General features: G+C 71.1%; 14 protein-coding genes. 1 reads left to right on the forward strand and 13 read right to left on the reverse strand.

All coding sequences use genetic code 11. The features are described 5' to 3' along the window. Positions 1 to 348: 348 nt before the first annotated feature. The 10 genes from PV343_RS14545 to PV343_RS14590 all read right to left on the reverse strand — a co-directional run bounded on the left by PV343_RS14545 (position 349) and on the right by PV343_RS14590 (position 8,908). Positions 349 to 1,026, reverse strand: a complete 678-nt coding sequence (locus tag PV343_RS14545; RefSeq protein WP_319147316.1) for a hypothetical protein — start codon at positions 1,024 to 1,026, stop codon at positions 349 to 351. After that, complete coding sequence (locus PV343_RS14550) at positions 1,023 to 1,436, reverse strand: acyl-CoA thioesterase (RefSeq protein WP_319147317.1); 414 nt, start codon at positions 1,434 to 1,436, stop codon at positions 1,023 to 1,025. The genes PV343_RS14545 and PV343_RS14550 overlap by 4 nt, the downstream gene beginning before the upstream one ends. Positions 1,437 to 1,442: 6 nt before the next feature. After that, the gene (gene ettA, locus PV343_RS14555) at positions 1,443 to 3,107 is read right to left on the reverse strand and encodes an energy-dependent translational throttle protein EttA (RefSeq protein ID WP_319147318.1); all 1,665 of its coding nucleotides are present in this window, start codon (positions 3,105 to 3,107) and stop codon (positions 1,443 to 1,445) included. 481 nt (positions 3,108 to 3,588) lie between these two features. Then, the gene (locus PV343_RS14560; protein WP_319147319.1) at positions 3,589 to 4,005 is read right to left on the reverse strand and encodes a DUF6234 family protein; all 417 of its coding nucleotides are present in this window, start codon (positions 4,003 to 4,005) and stop codon (positions 3,589 to 3,591) included. A gap of 469 nt (positions 4,006 to 4,474) precedes the next feature. After that, positions 4,475 to 4,669 carry a hypothetical protein gene (locus PV343_RS14565; protein ID WP_319147320.1) on the reverse strand — a complete coding sequence of 65 codons (195 nt, stop codon included), beginning with the start codon at positions 4,667 to 4,669 and terminating at the stop codon, positions 4,475 to 4,477. A gap of 368 nt (positions 4,670 to 5,037) precedes the next feature. Further along, positions 5,038 to 5,229 (reverse strand): hypothetical protein, encoded by a 192-nt coding sequence (locus PV343_RS14570; protein WP_133924463.1) that lies wholly within the window; start codon positions 5,227 to 5,229, stop codon positions 5,038 to 5,040. Positions 5,230 to 6,229: 1,000 nt separating this feature from the next. Further along, on the reverse strand, positions 6,230 to 6,727 hold the full coding sequence (locus tag PV343_RS14575; protein WP_319147321.1) for an allene oxide cyclase barrel-like domain-containing protein: 498 nt from the start codon (positions 6,725 to 6,727) through the stop codon (positions 6,230 to 6,232). 458 nt (positions 6,728 to 7,185) lie between these two features. Continuing rightward, the gene (locus tag PV343_RS14580) at positions 7,186 to 7,458 is read right to left on the reverse strand and encodes a hypothetical protein (protein WP_319147322.1); all 273 of its coding nucleotides are present in this window, start codon (positions 7,456 to 7,458) and stop codon (positions 7,186 to 7,188) included. Positions 7,459 to 7,731: 273 nt separating this feature from the next. Continuing rightward, positions 7,732 to 8,178: a hypothetical protein gene (locus PV343_RS14585; RefSeq protein WP_319147323.1), complete on the reverse strand. Its 447-nt coding sequence runs from the start codon at positions 8,176 to 8,178 to the stop codon at positions 7,732 to 7,734. Between the two features lie 190 nt (positions 8,179 to 8,368). Continuing rightward, positions 8,369 to 8,908 carry a DUF4232 domain-containing protein gene (locus tag PV343_RS14590; RefSeq protein WP_319147324.1) on the reverse strand — a complete coding sequence of 180 codons (540 nt, stop codon included), beginning with the start codon at positions 8,906 to 8,908 and terminating at the stop codon, positions 8,369 to 8,371. A gap of 309 nt (positions 8,909 to 9,217) precedes the next feature. On the opposite strand from PV343_RS14590, the gene PV343_RS14595 reads away from it, so the two are divergent. Then, positions 9,218 to 10,750, forward strand: coding sequence for a transcriptional regulator (locus tag PV343_RS14595; protein WP_319147325.1), 1,533 nt, complete (start codon positions 9,218 to 9,220; stop codon positions 10,748 to 10,750). Positions 10,751 to 10,853: 103 nt separating this feature from the next. Here PV343_RS14595 and PV343_RS14600 read toward each other — a convergent pair whose 3' ends face one another. The 3 genes from PV343_RS14600 to PV343_RS14610 all read right to left on the reverse strand — a co-directional run bounded on the left by PV343_RS14600 (position 10,854) and on the right by PV343_RS14610 (position 15,252). Next, entirely contained in the window at positions 10,854 to 12,266 is a 1,413-nt protein-coding gene (locus tag PV343_RS14600; RefSeq protein ID WP_388235867.1) for a Cys-Gln thioester bond-forming surface protein, read from the reverse strand. A gap of 306 nt (positions 12,267 to 12,572) precedes the next feature. Continuing rightward, entirely contained in the window at positions 12,573 to 13,073 is a 501-nt protein-coding gene (locus PV343_RS14605) for a single-stranded DNA-binding protein (protein WP_319147327.1), read from the reverse strand. Positions 13,074 to 13,329: 256 nt separating this feature from the next. Further along, positions 13,330 to 15,252, reverse strand: coding sequence for a GTPase (locus tag PV343_RS14610; protein WP_415923493.1), 1,923 nt, complete (start codon positions 15,250 to 15,252; stop codon positions 13,330 to 13,332). Between the last annotated feature and the right edge of the window lie 506 nt (positions 15,253 to 15,758).

Consider the following 15,758-nt stretch of genomic DNA (forward strand, 5'->3'; position numbering starts at 1 on the left):
GTGGCAAGCAGCCCGACCACGAGCGCGAAAAGCAGCCCGACCGGCTGGCCTGGAAACCAGACCGACCGGCGGGCGTGGAAAGCGGCGCGGCCTGCCGACCGGCGTGGCAAGCAGCCCGACCACGAGCGCGAAAAGCAGCCCGACCGGCTGGCCTGGAAACCAGACCGACCGGCGGGCGTGGAAAGCGGCGCGGCCTGCCGACGGGCGTGGCAAGCAGCCCGACCACGAGCGCGAAAAGCAGCCCGACCGGCTGGCCTGGAAAGCAGCCCGACCGGCGGGCGTGGGAAGCGGCGCGGCCGACAGGTGCCTTCGGGACCGGGCCGGTCGGTGCAGTTGGCGGCCGGTCGGCTAGCGGACGCTGACGCCGAGAGTGCCGAGGCCGGCGCGTCGTACGGCGACGGAGCCGTACGGTGTCCGCAGTCTGAGCCACGCCCCGGAGGAGAACAGCGAGGTGTCGGCCGCCCCGGCGCCGGGCCGCAGGAAGCCGAGGGACTGGGCCGCGTGCACGACCCGTACCGGGAGCGGGGTGCGCTCTATCTCGCGGGACCAGATGTCCCGTCCGATCCGGTCCAGCTCCGCCCGGGTACGCAGCTCCGGCGCCAGCTCCTCGGTGCGGGAGCGGAACTCGGCGACGGCCTCGGCGACCTTCGCCCGCAGCACGTCCGGCGCCGGCAGTCCCGGCTCGGGCCGCCAGCCGCCCCGCGGCGGCAGCACACCGGCCCACGGCGGCCCGGTGACCGCCGCCGGCACGGCGGCCGTGGCCGCCCGCTCGTCCAGGGACTCCAGGAACTCACCGGCGGAGACGGTGACGTCGAGGGTGGCGTCGAGCCCGTTCTCGTACGGCTTCGCGAGCCGCACCGCGCGAACCGCCAGCACCTCGAAGGACGGCGGCCGTCCGAACACGGCGAGCGCGGTGCCGGCGGCCTGCAGACGCACCGCGGCTCCACGGTCGTAGTGGAGCAGCCGGGAGAGGAAGGCGGCGATGTCCGCCGCCTCCGTCTCGTCGGCGAGGTGGAGCACCGTCATGCGGCGACGGCCTCCTCGGCGGCGTCGTCCGTGTACCCGAGGAGGAACTCGCGCTCCTCCTCGGTGATCCGGCGCGGCCGCTGGGCCTCGAAGTCGAACGGCACGACCACGGTGGACGCCCGCACGTACACGACGTCCTCGTCCTTCACCTCGTAGCCGATGGTGAAGGACGCGGCCCGGATCTGGGTGATCCACAGCTCGATGTCCACCGGGTGGTGCCGGTGGACGAGCTGCCGCTTGTAGTCGATCTCATGGCGCGCCACCACGGACCCCTGCTGGAAATCCTTGTCCGGGCGGAACAGGAAGTCGATACGGGCCTCCTCCAGATAGCGGAGGAACACCACGTTGTTGACGTGGCCGTACGCGTCCATGTCCGCCCAGCGCAGCGGGCAGCGGTAGAGGTGCCGCAAGATCGATCAGCCCCGGGTCAGCTTCTTGTAGGTGGCACGGTGCGGGCGCGCGGCGTCCGCGCCGAGGCGCTCGACCTTGTTCTTCTCGTACGACTCGAAGTTGCCCTCGAACCAGAACCAGCGCGACTCACCCTCGTAGGCGAGGATGTGCGTGGCGACCCGGTCCAGGAACCAGCGGTCGTGGGAGACGACCACGGCGCAGCCGGGGAAGTCCAGCAGCGCGTTCTCCAGGCTGGAGAGCGTCTCGACGTCGAGGTCGTTGGTGGGCTCGTCGAGGAGCAGCAGGTTGCCGCCCTGCTTGAGGGTCAGCGCCAGGTTGAGGCGGTTGCGCTCACCACCGGACAGGACACCGGTCGGCTTCTGCTGGTCCGGGCCCTTGAAGCCGAAGGCGGACACGTACGCCCGGCTCGGCATCTCGACCTGGCCGACGTTGATGTAGTCGAGCCCGTCGGACACGACCTCCCACAGCGTCTTCTTCGGGTCGAGGTTCTCGCGGCTCTGGTCGACGTAGGAGATCTTGACGGTGTCGCCGACCTTGATGTCACCGGAGTCCGGGGTCTCCAGACCCTGGATCATCTTGAACAGCGTGGTCTTGCCGGCGCCGTTCGGGCCGATGACGCCCACGATGCCGTTGCGCGGCAGCGTGAAGCTGAGGCCGTCCACGAGGACCTTCTCACCGAAGGCCTTGTTGAGCTTGTCGACCTCGACCACGATGTTGCCCAGGCGCGGGCCCGGCGGGATCTGGATCTCCTCGAAGTCCAGCTTCCGCATCTTGTCGGCCTCGGCGGCCATCTCCTCGTAGCGAGCGAGACGGGCCTTGGACTTGGCCTGCCGGCCCTTGGCGTTGGAGCGGACCCACTCCAGCTCTTCCTTGAGCCGCTTCTGCCGCTTGGCGTCCTTCTGGCCCTCGACCTTGAGACGCGTGGCCTTGGTCTCCAGGTAGGTGGAGTAGTTGCCCTCGTACGGGTAGGCGCGGCCGCGGTCCAGCTCGAGGATCCACTCGGCGACGTTGTCCAGGAAGTACCGGTCGTGGGTGATCGCCACGACGGTGCCCGGGTACTTGGCCAGGTGCTGCTCCAGCCAGTTCACGGACTCGGCGTCGAGGTGGTTGGTGGGCTCGTCGAGGAGCAGCAGGTCGGGCTGCTCCAGCAGCAGCTTGCAGAGCGCGACGCGGCGCTTCTCACCACCGGAGAGGTTGGTGACCGGCCAGTCGCCGGGCGGGCAGCCCAGGGCGTCCATGGCCTGCTCCAGCTGGGCGTCGAGGTCCCAGGCGTTGGCGTGGTCCAGCTCCTCCTGGAGCTTGCCCATCTCGTCGAGCAGCGCGTCGGAGTAGTCGGTCGCCATCAGTTCGGCGATCTCGTTGAACCGGTCGAGCTTGCCCTTGACCTCGGCGACGCCCTCCTGGACGTTCTCCAGGACGGTCTTCGCCTCGTTCAGGGGCGGCTCCTGCAGCAGGATGCCGACGCTGTAGCCCGGCGACAGGAAGGCGTCACCGTTGGAGGGCTGCTCCAGCCCTGCCATGATCTTCAGCACGGTCGACTTACCGGCACCGTTCGGGCCGACGACACCGATCTTCGCTCCCGGCAGGAAGCTCAGGGTGACGTCGTCGAGGATCACCTTGTCGCCGTGCGCTTTGCGCGCCTTGCGCATGGTGTAAATGAACTCAGCCAAGAGAAACCGTCCGGCAGCTTGAAATCTGGCAGTGGGCAGATACACCCCATCTTGCCGTACCGCCACCCCTGTGCGGAAACGCGTCAGCCCGGGCGCCTCTGACCTGGGGTTTCGCTGACGGCAGCGGTGGCTCGCCTGTCACTGCCGGTCGCCGTTGGTCGGCCTCGGCCACCCTCGCACGGCCCAGAGACGGCCCAGGAACGATCACTCGTCACCCGCCTGCCACTCATCGAGCCGGACCCTCACCTGATGGTCGCGCGGGTCGAGCCAGTGGACGACGCCCGTGACGGTTCGAAGAGGGCGGGGACTGACGTTCCCCGCTGTTCCCTGCCGGTTCCCGTCCGGTCGGGCACGCAAGGGGCACGCGTGCCTCTCTTCCCGTGGTGGCCTGGTCTCGACTGACGCGGTCGATGGGAGGTTGGGCCCCGACCTGAGCCGGGGCCCGTGGCGCTCAGCTCTCGGCGCCCTGGCTCAGGCCCGTCTAGCTGCTGCCCTTGCAGCCCGCGGCTGGTGGTATGTCATGGCACAACCGATCCTGGCGAGACTGCGCCGCAGCCCCACCGAAGACGATGACGCAGAGCAGAGCGGCCGTGATGGCCTGGATGACAACCGTTACGGCGGCCCCGGCCCGCGCGGCGATCGTGGCCGCCACGATGGCGAGGACTCCGACCCCGCCAGCGGCGGCCAGGTAGTTCCACAACGAGTCGGTCCTGACGGTCTTGCCCGGGTCGAGGTTGAAGCCGGACAGCAACCAGAGCCCAAAGATCACCGCCAAGGCGATCAGCTCCAGGAACACCAGACCGCACCCGGCTCCGATGTCGGCGCCCCGGTCGGCACGGCGACGCTGTCCCGGGCCGGTGGTCGCGTCGAAGGCCGGCGGGGCGACGGGTAGGTTCATACCCGCCACCTTGCTCGTGCGGGCGAGGCGGGCGCATGAGTAGAAGTACTCAGCTCCGCCCAGGTAAGTCCCATGATCCACCTGACACCGCTGATCGGCCCCGCGGCCGCCCCCTGAGACGGTTGCCGTCACATACTGCCGTCAAGGCAAGAGCCAGAGGCCGTGTGGATCACTCCACAGGGCCTCTGAACCGTTGTGCACCCGGCAGCATTCGAACCTGCACCCTTCTGATCCGTAGCTCTATGCGGATCGGTCGTAGTCGGCCATGACAGCTTTTCGTCGTCTTCCGGGAGGTGCCCGGGTCGGGAACGGCCGTCGTGGTTGCTGTACTCGGTTGCTGTACAGCATTGATGACACTGCGGGAGGTGAAAGTGCCTGTGTGATCCACGCCGAGCGCACGTTCGCGGTTAGCCAGCACTCGCTCGTGCAGTTTCAGGGCCTACGGGGTGGCCGAGTGGATCCATGAGAGCTATGAGCTGGATGACAGCACCAGATCGGCCGCGCCTTCCTCGTTGCGGGCCAGGCGAAGGGCCGTCCGGGCCGCCGTGCGCGGTTGGAACGCCGCCGCGAGCTCGGGGACGTTGCCCACCCACACCGGCCAGGACACCTCCGGCTCCCGTGCCGGTGGCACCTGAACAGTCACGTCGGCGTTTGCGATCTGCATAACGTCCCTGCCCGCGCGGGCCTGCTGCTGCGTCTTATGCCGCCCCAGTCTCACCGGGTCCCCTGCCCTGTACTCGATCAGGACCGGTCACCAGCGACCTGATCGACACCGCCCCCGCCGCGCGCCCCACGTAGTCGGCAGAGCCTTGGTGGCCCAGCCAAGCCACAGGGTGCCGCCTCTGAGGACGACACCCTGGACTGAGTAGAGGTTGCAGCTGCCCTCATCCTTATCAGGTCGATCACAGTGGTCTCTTGGCCTTGGTGGCTGGCTGTCCTGCGGTGTTTGGGCGCCCGCTGGATTCCGCTCCGATTCGCACCCGTCCGCCACTGTTGGTGTCAGTCGCTGATGTCAACTGAAGAGGCACGCTTCTAGTCGTCAAGCCATGGGCCTCGGGTGATTTGCTTGTGAAGTCGCTCATCCAGGCAGCTCAGGTGGGCCCAGACGAACTGCGTGCTCTGTTGTCCCGCCCGCGTGATCTCCAATGTGACGCCATCGCCGGAGAGGCCGACATCTGTGGTTTCCATACAGAACGCGCAGCTCACTGGCTCCTTGATGTCCATCTGGCAAATGTAGCCCGCAGTATGCAGATCGAGTTCGGTGGAGGGCCTGGGCTGAAGCTGCTACAGGTCACCGACCTCCCGGCCTCCGCCGACTATCCACCCCAGCTCCCATCCCGTCTGCCGTCGACCCACACATCGTGGAACGGGCGTGGTTCAGGGCGTCATGGTGGAGCGCCCTGCTGGACGAACGACCTTGACGCCCTGGGCCGCGACTGCTCGGCTCTGCCTGGGTCGACGGCAGACGGGATGGGAGACCCCCACGCACGCCACACTCGGCCGGCACCCGCGAACGGCGCCCCCGCCATCTCGGAGCCTGAGCGCCCCCGCCGGAGGCACGTTCTGACCGAACGACTTTGTGTCCAGGTCTCTACTTATGGGCCGTAGCTCGCTGCGGCCCCAGGGTCCCGGCCCCGGCGCCGAAGGCGCAGAGGGGTCGGGCCCCAGGGACCAGCCCGCGCTTGCGCGGGCACTTGATGAGGTAGAGAAACCTGTAACAGCTCTCGGGCTGATCGGTCAGGAAGCAGTGCGGTTCAGGCAGAGGGCTGGATGAGGTAGAGAAACCTGTAACAGCTCTCGGGCTGATCGGTCAGGAAGCAGTGCGGTTCAGGCAGAGGGCTGGTCGGTAACCAGGAGTCGGCTGGTGAAGCCCTCATGGTGTCAAAAGACCCCCGGCCCTAGTGGACCGGGGGTCTTTTCGCTGGTGGGGCTAACAGGATTTGAACCTGTGGCCTCATCCTTATCAGGTCGATCGCAGGGGACTGCCGACGTTGACCACCCGCCCCTGTGCCTTGGCCGATCGTTCGGTGGGGTCCGGTCTCGACCGCTGCCGTTCGTGCTTGTTGATGTCAGCCGCTGGTGTCAGCCGCCGCAGGCGGTCTTGACAGGGGGCTGTCTCATTCGGCGGGGCACGCGGGGAACACACCTACATCAGGTCTCCGATGGTGCGCGCGACGCGAGGGGAGAAGGCCGGATTCCGGGGTTATGTGGACGTCCGGGTCCGTCAGACGAGGTGGATCGTGAAGCGCCTCACGACCTTGGGGGTTGTGGCGATCGTGTCGGAGTGGACCCAGCCGCGAGCCTTCTTGTACTCCCCGGTGCCGCCAGTGATCGCGTTGTCGAAGGGTCCCTGGTCGAGGTAGTTGAAGTACATTCCCTGCACGGTGAGCTGGCCGCCCGGGAGGGTGTAGGTCACGACGCACTGCTCCGCTTCATCGGCGCCGCCCCGGGTGGTGGTGCAGGTGCCGTGGGTCTCGCCGACCTTGTTGTGCGCCTTGTCGAAGAGGTCCGAGCGGACGACGACTTGATCGCCCTGCGAGACGCTGCCGGGGGCGACGGGGAAGCGGGTCAGCTGCTGCACCTCGGCCAGGAGTGTGATGATCCGTGCCTTGTCCCTGGCCTGGGCGGAACCGGTGTCCGTCGCGGCGGCCGCGACGGGGGTGCAGGCGAGGAGGGTGACCAGCGTGGCCGTGCCGAGGCAGGCCGCTCTGATGGGGCGCATCATGCGACTCCTGAGGTTGATGTCCGGGAATGAACGGATGGCGAACTTCCATCCGATTCCGTTCGATACCCTTCATAACCTCGGCTCGGCCGCGCCGCGGAGCACCCCGGCACGAACCACCGGCACATCCAGCCGGTCGGACCAGCACGAAGGCGAACGGCAGCTCCAGGCGATGCCGGGCCATGAGCTCCTCGTCGGCGACGATCTGGCTCGATGCGGGCCCACCGGGCGAGAGAAACGGCCTAGGTGGTTGACCATTGCACCACCCACCCCAGCTCCCATCTCGTCCGCCGTCGACCCACACACCGTGAAGCGGGCGTGGTTCATGGCGTCCAGGTGGAGCGCGCCACGGTCCGGACGACCTGGACGCCATGGGCCGCGTCTGCTCGGCTCTGCCTGGGTCGCTCGGCCTCGGGCATCCTCGCACGACCCGTCACCACGAGCGTGCGCTCATCACCTCACCGTGGTGGGTTGGCCGCCAGCCGGCAGGCACCGTTCGCGGCGCCGCCCGGCACGCCGGCCGCGGTCAGGCCGTTCACACAGCCTTGCAGGTCATTGTGCACACCTTGGGTGCACGCCGCGCTGACGGCATCCGAGACTTCGACGCCCGCTCCCTGGACCAGGTTCGTGCAAGCCGGGATGTCCGCACGGGCGGCGGGGGCGGCGAGGACCACGCCGAGTGCGAGGGCCAGACCGGTGAGGAGACCGGCTGCGCGAGACGACGTGCACATGGGAGCCACCTGCTCTCCGGGATTGGTCGGGACTCGACTCGCAGTTCAAGGCGCCGAGCAACGGCCGTGGCAGTGCGCGCGCGGAGACCCGCCCCCGGCGACCCCAGGCCCGGCAGCATCTCCCCTCCCCCCTACGACGCTAGAACAGCCCGTCGCCGTGCGCACTTCGGTCTCCCCTGTCACTGCCGGTCGCTGACGGACTACACCCCCGGACCGATCACTCGTTGTCCGACCTCTCCGGTGATGCGTGTCCCCACGGGCGGGAGCAGGGGCTCATTGAAGTTTCATGCCCTTGGGTGAGATCAGGCCCTTGTCCGGGTGGGCGCGGAGCGTTGCCGTCCATGCGGTGGGCGGGCAGGCCGTGCCGTTGGGGTGCTGCTCCTTCAGCCTGGCCCGGGTGCTGTCTTCGACGACCGTGTCACCGCTCTTCGTCGAGGTCACGATGAGCCGTACCGGCACGGTGGACGCACCGATGTCCTCGGGGAGTTGGACCGACAGCGAGGCGAACGGGTCGTCGGGGCCGCCCGATGACCGCTCTTTACAGGTTCCGTCCACGCACAGCCGAATCCTCGCCGCGTCCCGGCCGCCGAAGTCGGCGGGTCGCCACATGATCGAGACCTGTGAGGTCGCGCCGATTTTGGTGCACGGAGTGTCCTGGCCGGACAGCGAGCACCCGGTCACGGATACCGCCAGCAACGGTGCGAGAAGAGCGCGACGCATGTCAGTTCCTCGCTACCGTGCCGGGGCCATGGGCCAACTCGATGTCGGTGAAGTGTAGCCAGCAGGGGTCGAACAGCACTTCGTCTTCGTCGCCAACGTGCCGCTTGCCGCCGCCCGGGGTGGCGCCCACCGGTGGAGGTGGGACGCCGGGTGCGGGCGGGCGGCGGCTGTGACGTGGGGCGCCGGGTGATTACCAGGCCAGGGCGTCCTGTGCGTTGTCCTGCCAGTAGGTGACGGTGGCGGCGCTGTTGAAGAAGACACCGCCGTGGGGCAGGTTCAGGGTCTTCTCCTTGGCGGTCGCGCCGCCGCTCCGGTTGGCGAAGATCACGCCCAGGGTCTTCTCCTTGGCACCACCCTCACCCTCGGGGGAGGACGTCAGGATGCCCGCGTAGGCGGACTGCCCGGGCTCGAGCGTCACCACGGCCTGCGGGGTGGTCTCGTCGGCCCACGCCAGCGGTGCCTGGGCATCGGCGCCGGCCCGCAGGAAGGGGGCGCTGTAGGCGTAGCAGGGCTTGGTGCCGGTGTTCGTCGCCTTGAGCAGCAGGTGGTTGATCGGGCGGGACACCTCGGTGACGGTCACCTTGGTGTTCGCCGCGGTGCAGGTGACGACCGAGGCCTCCTTCGTCGCGGCGGAGGCCGTCTGTGCGGCGGCCTGGACACCGACGAACGCGAGGGCGGCGACCACGGACGAGGCGGCCGCGCGGGAGACGGAACGAGTGGCGATGCGCATGGAGGAACTGCTTTCTCTGTATGGCCGGAAGATGGCCTTCCGGTGGTGAGCCGTGCCGATCGGCCGGCCCTGTCCCGGTCGTGCCGTGTGGCGCACGCCGGGCGCGCCCGAAACACTGGCTGGCAAGAGGGAGTTGAGCAGGGCCGATCACCGCGCCCGGCGAGGCGCCGTGCTTGGATGACCCAAGCCTGTGCCGTGCGGTGTCCCATCGGCCATTCCATCGGGGGGTTTGGGACGCCGGGATGCGCGAACCGGCTCTGACCTGGGTGAACGCGACCTTCCTGGGATGGCGAACGGAATGGAGAACTGGTGGGGGCGGCTGAGGAGATCGCCGAGTTCGCGGCGCTGCTGCGCGAGCTGAAGCAGCGATCCGGGCTGAGTTACGGGGCGTTGGCGAAGCGGTCGCACATGAGCACCTCGACGCTGCACCGGTACTGCAAGGGGGAAGGGGTTCCGGCCGACCTCGCGGCCGTCTCCCGGTTCGGCCGGGTGTGCAGGGCGACCCCGGACGAAATGGTCGAGCTGCACCGGCGCTGGGTCCTGGCGGACGCGGCACGGGAACGCGCTCGCCGGGCCGCCGCGGACGCGAAGCAGGACTCCGTCGGCCGAGCCCCGGAGCCCCCGGCCACAGCGTCCCCGTCCGGCTCCGGCCCGGAGCCTCGCTCCGCGCAGGCACCCACGCACACGGACCGGCCCCAGCAGGAGGCCGTGCCGGACGCCCCGCTCGCGCCACCGGCCGAGCCGGCGACCGCACCCGCCACCACCGTGCGCAGGCCCGCCGATCCCCCCGCCGCCGCGGGCGGGCCGACCAGTCCCCCCGCCGCCGACGCTCCGAGCGATCCCCCCGCCCCCAAGAGCGGGCGCACCGAGCCTTCCGGCTCCGCCGTCGAACCGGCGGCGGACACCGTCGTCCTCGCCCGTCGCACGCCGGCGTTCATCCGGACCGCCCGCAGGCGGTGGGCCCTCATCGCGGCGGGCACCGCCGTCGTCGTCGCCGTGTGCACCGCGCTCACGCTCGACCTGAAGGGCGGGGGGACGGACCTGGCGGAGAACGACCGGCCGGCCGGCACCGTGACCTCCTCGGGACTGCCGGAACCAGCCGCCTCCACGCCCCGCCCCTCGGCGTCCCCGTCCCTCTCCGCACGCCCGAGCCGCTCCCCGGCCTCAGCCTCGCCCACGCCCGACGCCGGGCCGTCGGCGCACCGGCCCGACGCGGGCGACGGCGGTCAGGACGGTGCCGCCGTCCCGCTCACGGTGAGCACCCGCACCTATGCCTGGGACGACCCGCAGTGCGAGGGGAAGTACCTGGTCGACCGGCCTCCCGCCCGGGTCTCGCCGCCGGTGATGGGTCAGGACGTCCCGGGCTGGGTGAAGGCGCAGGGTGCCGTCGCCGCCGACGCGCAGCGGGTGGCGCTGACCGTCCAGGGAACCGGGGACGACACCGTCGTCATCGAGTCCCTGCACGTCCGCGTGGTCGACTCCAGCCCGCCCCCGGCCTGGAACGCCTACCTGGGGTCGTCGGGCTGCGGCGGGGGCGTCGAGACCAGGTCGTTCGACACCGACCTCGACGCCGGTCATCCCGTCATCGTGCCCAAGGCCGGCCAGCGCGATGTCCCGTACAAGGTCAGCCAGTCGGACCCCGAGGTGCTGTACATCACCGCCCACGCCCGGACCCACGACGTGCACTGGTACGTGGAGTTGCAGTGGTCCAGCGGCGGCCGTCAGGGAACCATCCGGATCGACGACCACGGCAGACCGTTCCGCACCAGCGGCAGTCCCGGCCGTCCGGTCTACGAGTACCTGCTCGGCGGCACCGAGTGGTACCGGGTGGAGGACAACTGATCCGCAGGCCCCGGCACCGCCGGCCGGGGCGACCGCGTCGGCCTCGGCCCGGCGTTGACGGCCCGGCGTCGGGGTCAGGGTCGTGTGGTGCCGTGCAGTGCGGTCAGTCGCCCTGCTCGATCTCCTTGCGGCGGAGGATCACCAGGACCGCCCCTCCGATGACGACCAGGCCGATGGCCACGCCGGCGATCGTCGGGGTGACCGCCGAACCGCCCGTCGCGGCGAGGTCGGTGCCGGGTGGGGTGGTGCCGCCGCCGACCGTAGCGGGGGACGGCTCGCTGAGGGTCTGGGTGCTCTCGGTGGTGATCGTGCCCTGTGTCTTGCAGTCGAGGACTCCGGTGAACTGCCGGCTGAAGCCGTTCGGGCCGGTGACCGTGAAGTCGTACGGCTGGTCCTCCTGGAGCGGGACCGTCACCGTGCGGGACGCGCCGGCGGGGATGGTGTGCTCCGCACCCATGAGCTGGAAGGTGAAGGGCTGGTCGCCCTTGTTGGCCGCGGTGACGTCCACACCGCCCTTGGCACAGTTCTTCCGGGCCGACACCGCCGGTACGGCACCCTTGGCCGCCCAGGTCGCGGTCGCGGTCGCGGAGACCGTGGACTCGCTGGAGCCGGCCAGTATCTGCGTCTGGCTGCGGCTCTCGGACGCGAAGGCCCGGCCCACCGGCACGGTGGTGGAGCCCTGCACCGTCAGCTCCACCGAGCCGTCCGCCGCGTCCTCGGGGATGTCGAAGAACAGCTGGCCGCCGTCCTTCGCCGAGGTGATCACCTTGCCGGTTCTGTCGATGATGCGGACTCCGCCGGCGGCCGCGTCGACCGGCGGGCTCACCGTCACGCTGCCCGCGTTGGTGTGCACGGTCACCGGGCCGAGGAGATCTCCGGGGCGGCCGGAGACCGCGGGCGGGTCCAGGGTCAGCGATGCCTGGGGCTCCCCGATGCCGCGGGCGCTCTTCTCCAGGTAGTCGGCGAGCTTCTCGGCCCGCGGGTCCACCGCGTCGACCTTCGCGCCGTCCGAGTAGCGCCAGATGGCCACCTGGGTGCCGGCCGCCGCGTCCTGCTCGGTCAGCGTGCCGGCGCCGGCCTGCCGGGCGAGCGCGGCGAGGTCGTTGACCTGGGGGTAGGAGTTCTGCAGGATCCAGCGGATCTTGCCGGCGTCCTTGTTGGTGCCGAGCGAGGTTCCGCTCCAGGACGTCTCCTGGTAGCGGGCGTCGCGCTGGGTCGGGTTGTGTATGTCGACGCAGTACGTCTGCAGCATGCCGCCGCCGTCCACGGACATCTGGAACAGCCCGGCGGCCACCCGCTGGTCGCCGCCGTCGCCGTGGATCACGGCCTCGCCGTAGGTCTTCAGTCCGTCGATCGTGGCCGTCGCGCCGCCCTCGGGCTGTGGCGTCCCGTCGGCCGCGGCCGTACCGGCGCCGGACAGCACCCCGGCGGCCACCAGACCGGACACGAGCGTCACGGCGCCGAGGCGGGCCGCCGCCCGGGCGGACCGAGGAAACCCAGAGAACGCAGCAAGCACAGAATTCCCCTTCGAGCAGGACCCGTTGGACGTGGGGGAAGGTCCCACCAGCAGAATCGGCAGCCCCAAGGGGCACGCCCGGCATCTTATGAATCACACCGGGCCGAGTCGGCCGGTCGGATCGTCCGATGACCGTTCCGATCCGTAATCGTTATCGCCAGTACGGGATGTGAGCTGGGCTTATCGACAAATCAACCGATTCCGTCGAGGTGTTCGCGGGAGGCGTCCGGCCGTTGCAGCCCCGGGAGACAGCGTCTCCGGTGCGGCCGACAAGCCGTGACAGGCCGGTCCCTGACCGACCTCACGTCACGTCACCGCCGCTGGCTCCGGCGTTCGTTGGGGCGCATCGCCGTCCGGGGCGTCGCAGACCGGTGTCTCCCAGTCCGGCTCCGGACGGTCCGGCTCCGCACGGGGCACCGCAGGCGCCGTCGCCGACGCCGTCTCCGGCCTGGCGACGCGCCGGAACACCGTGGTGCCCCGCGCCAGGTCGTGCCCGATGGCCACCGCGTCGATGTCGGCCGACACCCGGTTCTGCTGGCCCTCGCGCTGCTCCGAGCGCACCTTCAGCCGGCCCTGGACCACGACCGGGTGCCCGACCTCCACCGACCCCATCACGTTGGAGGCGAGCTGGCGGTTGGCCCACACCGTGAAGAAGTTGGTGTGCCCGTCCGTCCAGGCGCTCTTCTCCCGGTCCCAGTAGCGTGAGGTCACCGCCATCCGGAACCTCGTCGACGGTCCCGCCGCCAGCTCCCGGTACACCGGCGGCGTCGCCACGTTGCCCACCACGCACACCATGGTCTCGTTCATCGTGAACCCCTCCCTCGTCCGGCCACCTGCGGCCGGTGGACACGCGTACGGGCCCGTCCCGTACGGCGGCGTCCGCCCTGCGGCGTGATCGCCGTGGCATCAGACTGCCTCCGTCGGGCCGGGCCCGCTGAGCGCTGTGGACCGGTCCCCACCTGTGGAAAACTCCGTCACCCGGGCGAGTGAGCCGCGTCCCCGAAGGGCGCTGGCTCAGCCCCCAACCCGGCCACGCGTGGCGCGTCCCGGCCGGGAAACCGGCTCAGCCCACCCCGGCCCCGGTCCGCACCACCCGGCCGTACTGTTCGCGCACCTCCCGATACCGCAGCAGCTCCGCCGCCAGCGGGTCGAGCACCCGGGCCCGGCCGCAGCTCCCGGCCGCCTCCCGCAGCCGCCGTTCCGCGTCCTGGCCGTACCGGCGCGCCGGTCCTCTGGCGGCCATCCGGCAGCCCCATTCCACGAGCGGCCCGCCGATGATGCCGCACACCATCAGCAGCACCGGCACGCCCAGGTTGGGCGCCATGACGCCGGCGATCTGACCCGCCAGCCACGCGCCGCCCACGATCTGCAGCAGGGTCATGGCCGCCTGGACCAGCACGGCCACCGGCCACCATCCCGGGCGCGGCGGCCGCCCCGGCGGCAGTCCGGCCCGCGCCGCCAGCTCGTCCAGCGCCTCGGAGAGCCCCTGGGAGCCGCGTACGGCCGCCTCCCGCACCGCCTGCGCCCACGGCGCCGGCAAGCCCGCCGAGGCGCGGTCGGAGACCGTGCGGACGGCCTGCTCGACGCGCTGGCGGGCCGTGGCCTCCTCGTCGGCCTGGGTGCGCACCGGGAGGCGGCCCGTGGTGGAGTCGCCGCGGCCGTGGTACCAGCGCCACAGCCGCAGCCACGGTGTTCCGCAGGCCCGGTTCGCGTTGCGCAGCCAGGCGCGTTCGGCGGCCTCGCCGGCCGCGGTGGCGCCGACGGCGTCCGCGAGCCGGGCGGCGAACTCCTCGCGCGCCTCCTCGCTGAGGCCGACCCGCCGGCCGGTGGCGTAGACGGGCCGCAACTGGTCAGCGGCGGAGTCCACGTCGGCCGCCACCCGGCGGGCCGCGGCGCCGCGCTCCGTCACGAAGTCGCCGAGGGCGTCGCGCAGATCGCCGACCCCGTCGCCGGTGAGCGCGGACAGCGCGAGCACGGTCGCGCCCGGTTCACCGAACTCGCCGAGCGCCACACCGTCCTCGTCGAGCAGGCGGCGCAGGTCGTCCAGGACCTGGTCGGCGGCGTCCCCGGGCAGCCGGTCGATCTGGTTCAGGACGACGAACATGACCTCGGCGTGCCCGGCCATCGGCCGCAGGTAGCGCTCGTGGAGCATGGCGTCGGCGTACTTCTCGGGGTCCACCACCCAGATGACCGCGTCGACCAGCCGCAGGATCCGGTCGACCTGCGCCCGGTGTTCCACGGCCGCGGAGTCGTGGTCGGGCAGGTCGACCAGGACCAGCCCGCGCAACTGTCCCTCGCCCTCCGCACTGTGCAGCGGGCGGCGGCGCAACCGCCCCGGGATGCCGAGCCGGTCGATGAGCCCCGCGGCGCCGTCGCTCCAACTGCACGCGATGGGCGACGCGGTGGTCGGGCGCCGTACGCCGGTCTCGGAGATCGCCACCCCTGCCAGGGCGTTGAACAGCTGCGACTTCCCGCTGCCTGTGGCACCCGCGATGGCGACGACGGTGTGCCGGCCGGACAGCTTGCGGCGGGCGGCCGCCTCGTCCAGCACCCGGCCCGCCTCGGCGAGGGTGCGGCTGTCCAGGCGGGCCCGCGAGAGGCCGACGAGTTCCCGCAGGGCGTCGAGGCGCGAGCGCAGGGGGCCGTCGTAGGCCAGTGGTACGGGGTTGTGGCTGCTCGGGCCGCGGGCGGGGGTGTCGAGCAGGGCGGCGCGTTCCGCGGCGAGGGCGGCGGCGTTGCTCTCCGTCACGCGCCGCGCGATGAGGCCGTCGTCCCAGGCTTCGGAGTCGGGGTCGAGGTCGGCGTCCGGGTCGGAGCTGAAGCCCTCACGCGACGGAGCCCCCGTTGCCGTACCGGACGCGGGACCCGCCGCCGTACCGGAACCGGAACCGGAACCTGGTGCCGAACCCGAACCCGAGCCGGAAGCCGGGATGGGACCGGAGCCTCCCCGGGAACCGGACCTGGCGCCGTCCTTGTCACCGCCGATGTTGCTGCCACCGGCGTTGGTGCCACTGGCGGCTGTGCCACCGGTGCCGTCGCCGCCGGTGTCGTCGGCCGTGACGCCGTCCCCGTGACGCCCGGCGGAGGCACCCGTACCGCCGCCATCGCCGGCGCCGCCGGTCTCCGCCTCCGAAGGCTTCACGCGCGCGTGCCGTTCCTGGTCGCCGTGGTTCGCCTCCGGGACCCGGGCCTGCCGTTCGCCGTCCCGGCGCTCCTCCGGTACGCGCGCGTGCCCGCCCTCGGCCGGCCGCGGGCCACCTTCGCCGGCGTCGGCCCGAACGGCGGTGCCCGCGTTGTCCGGGACGGCCGGGGCAGGCGAGGCGGCCGGGGCAGCCGGAGCCGCCGAGGCGGCCGATACTGCCGGGACGTCCGTACCGGTCGGGGGGACCTGGTCCGGTGACGGTCCCCGCCCCGCGGGCACGTCCCTGGTGCCGCGGGCGCCGGAATCCACTCCCCCGTGACCCTCTGCCTGCTCCATGTGGTCCATGCGCT

Origin of the sequence: Streptomyces sp. WI03-4A (assembly GCF_033792105.1) — a bacterium.
Classification (GTDB): Bacteria; Actinomycetota; Actinomycetes; order Streptomycetales; family Streptomycetaceae; genus Streptomyces; species Streptomyces collinus_A.

What these genes read in the sequence shown, in the direction of transcription:
- PV343_RS14545 (WP_319147316.1), bottom strand. Translation starts at nt 1,026, where the DNA reads ATGACGGTGCTCCACCTCGCCGACGAGACGGAGGCGGCGGACATCGCC.
- PV343_RS14560 (WP_319147319.1), bottom strand. Translation starts at nt 4,005, where the DNA reads ATGAACCTACCCGTCGCCCCGCCGGCCTTCGACGCGACCACCGGCCCG.
- PV343_RS14565 (WP_319147320.1), bottom strand. Translation starts at nt 4,669, where the DNA reads ATGCAGATCGCAAACGCCGACGTGACTGTTCAGGTGCCACCGGCACGG.
- PV343_RS14570 (WP_133924463.1), bottom strand. Translation starts at nt 5,229, where the DNA reads ATGGACATCAAGGAGCCAGTGAGCTGCGCGTTCTGTATGGAAACCACA.
- PV343_RS14575 (WP_319147321.1), bottom strand. Translation starts at nt 6,727, where the DNA reads ATGCGCCCCATCAGAGCGGCCTGCCTCGGCACGGCCACGCTGGTCACC.
- PV343_RS14580 (WP_319147322.1), bottom strand. Translation starts at nt 7,458, where the DNA reads ATGTGCACGTCGTCTCGCGCAGCCGGTCTCCTCACCGGTCTGGCCCTC.
- PV343_RS14585 (WP_319147323.1), bottom strand. Translation starts at nt 8,178, where the DNA reads ATGCGTCGCGCTCTTCTCGCACCGTTGCTGGCGGTATCCGTGACCGGG.
- PV343_RS14590 (WP_319147324.1), bottom strand. Translation starts at nt 8,908, where the DNA reads ATGCGCATCGCCACTCGTTCCGTCTCCCGCGCGGCCGCCTCGTCCGTG.
- PV343_RS14605 (WP_319147327.1), bottom strand. Translation starts at nt 13,073, where the DNA reads ATGAACGAGACCATGGTGTGCGTGGTGGGCAACGTGGCGACGCCGCCG.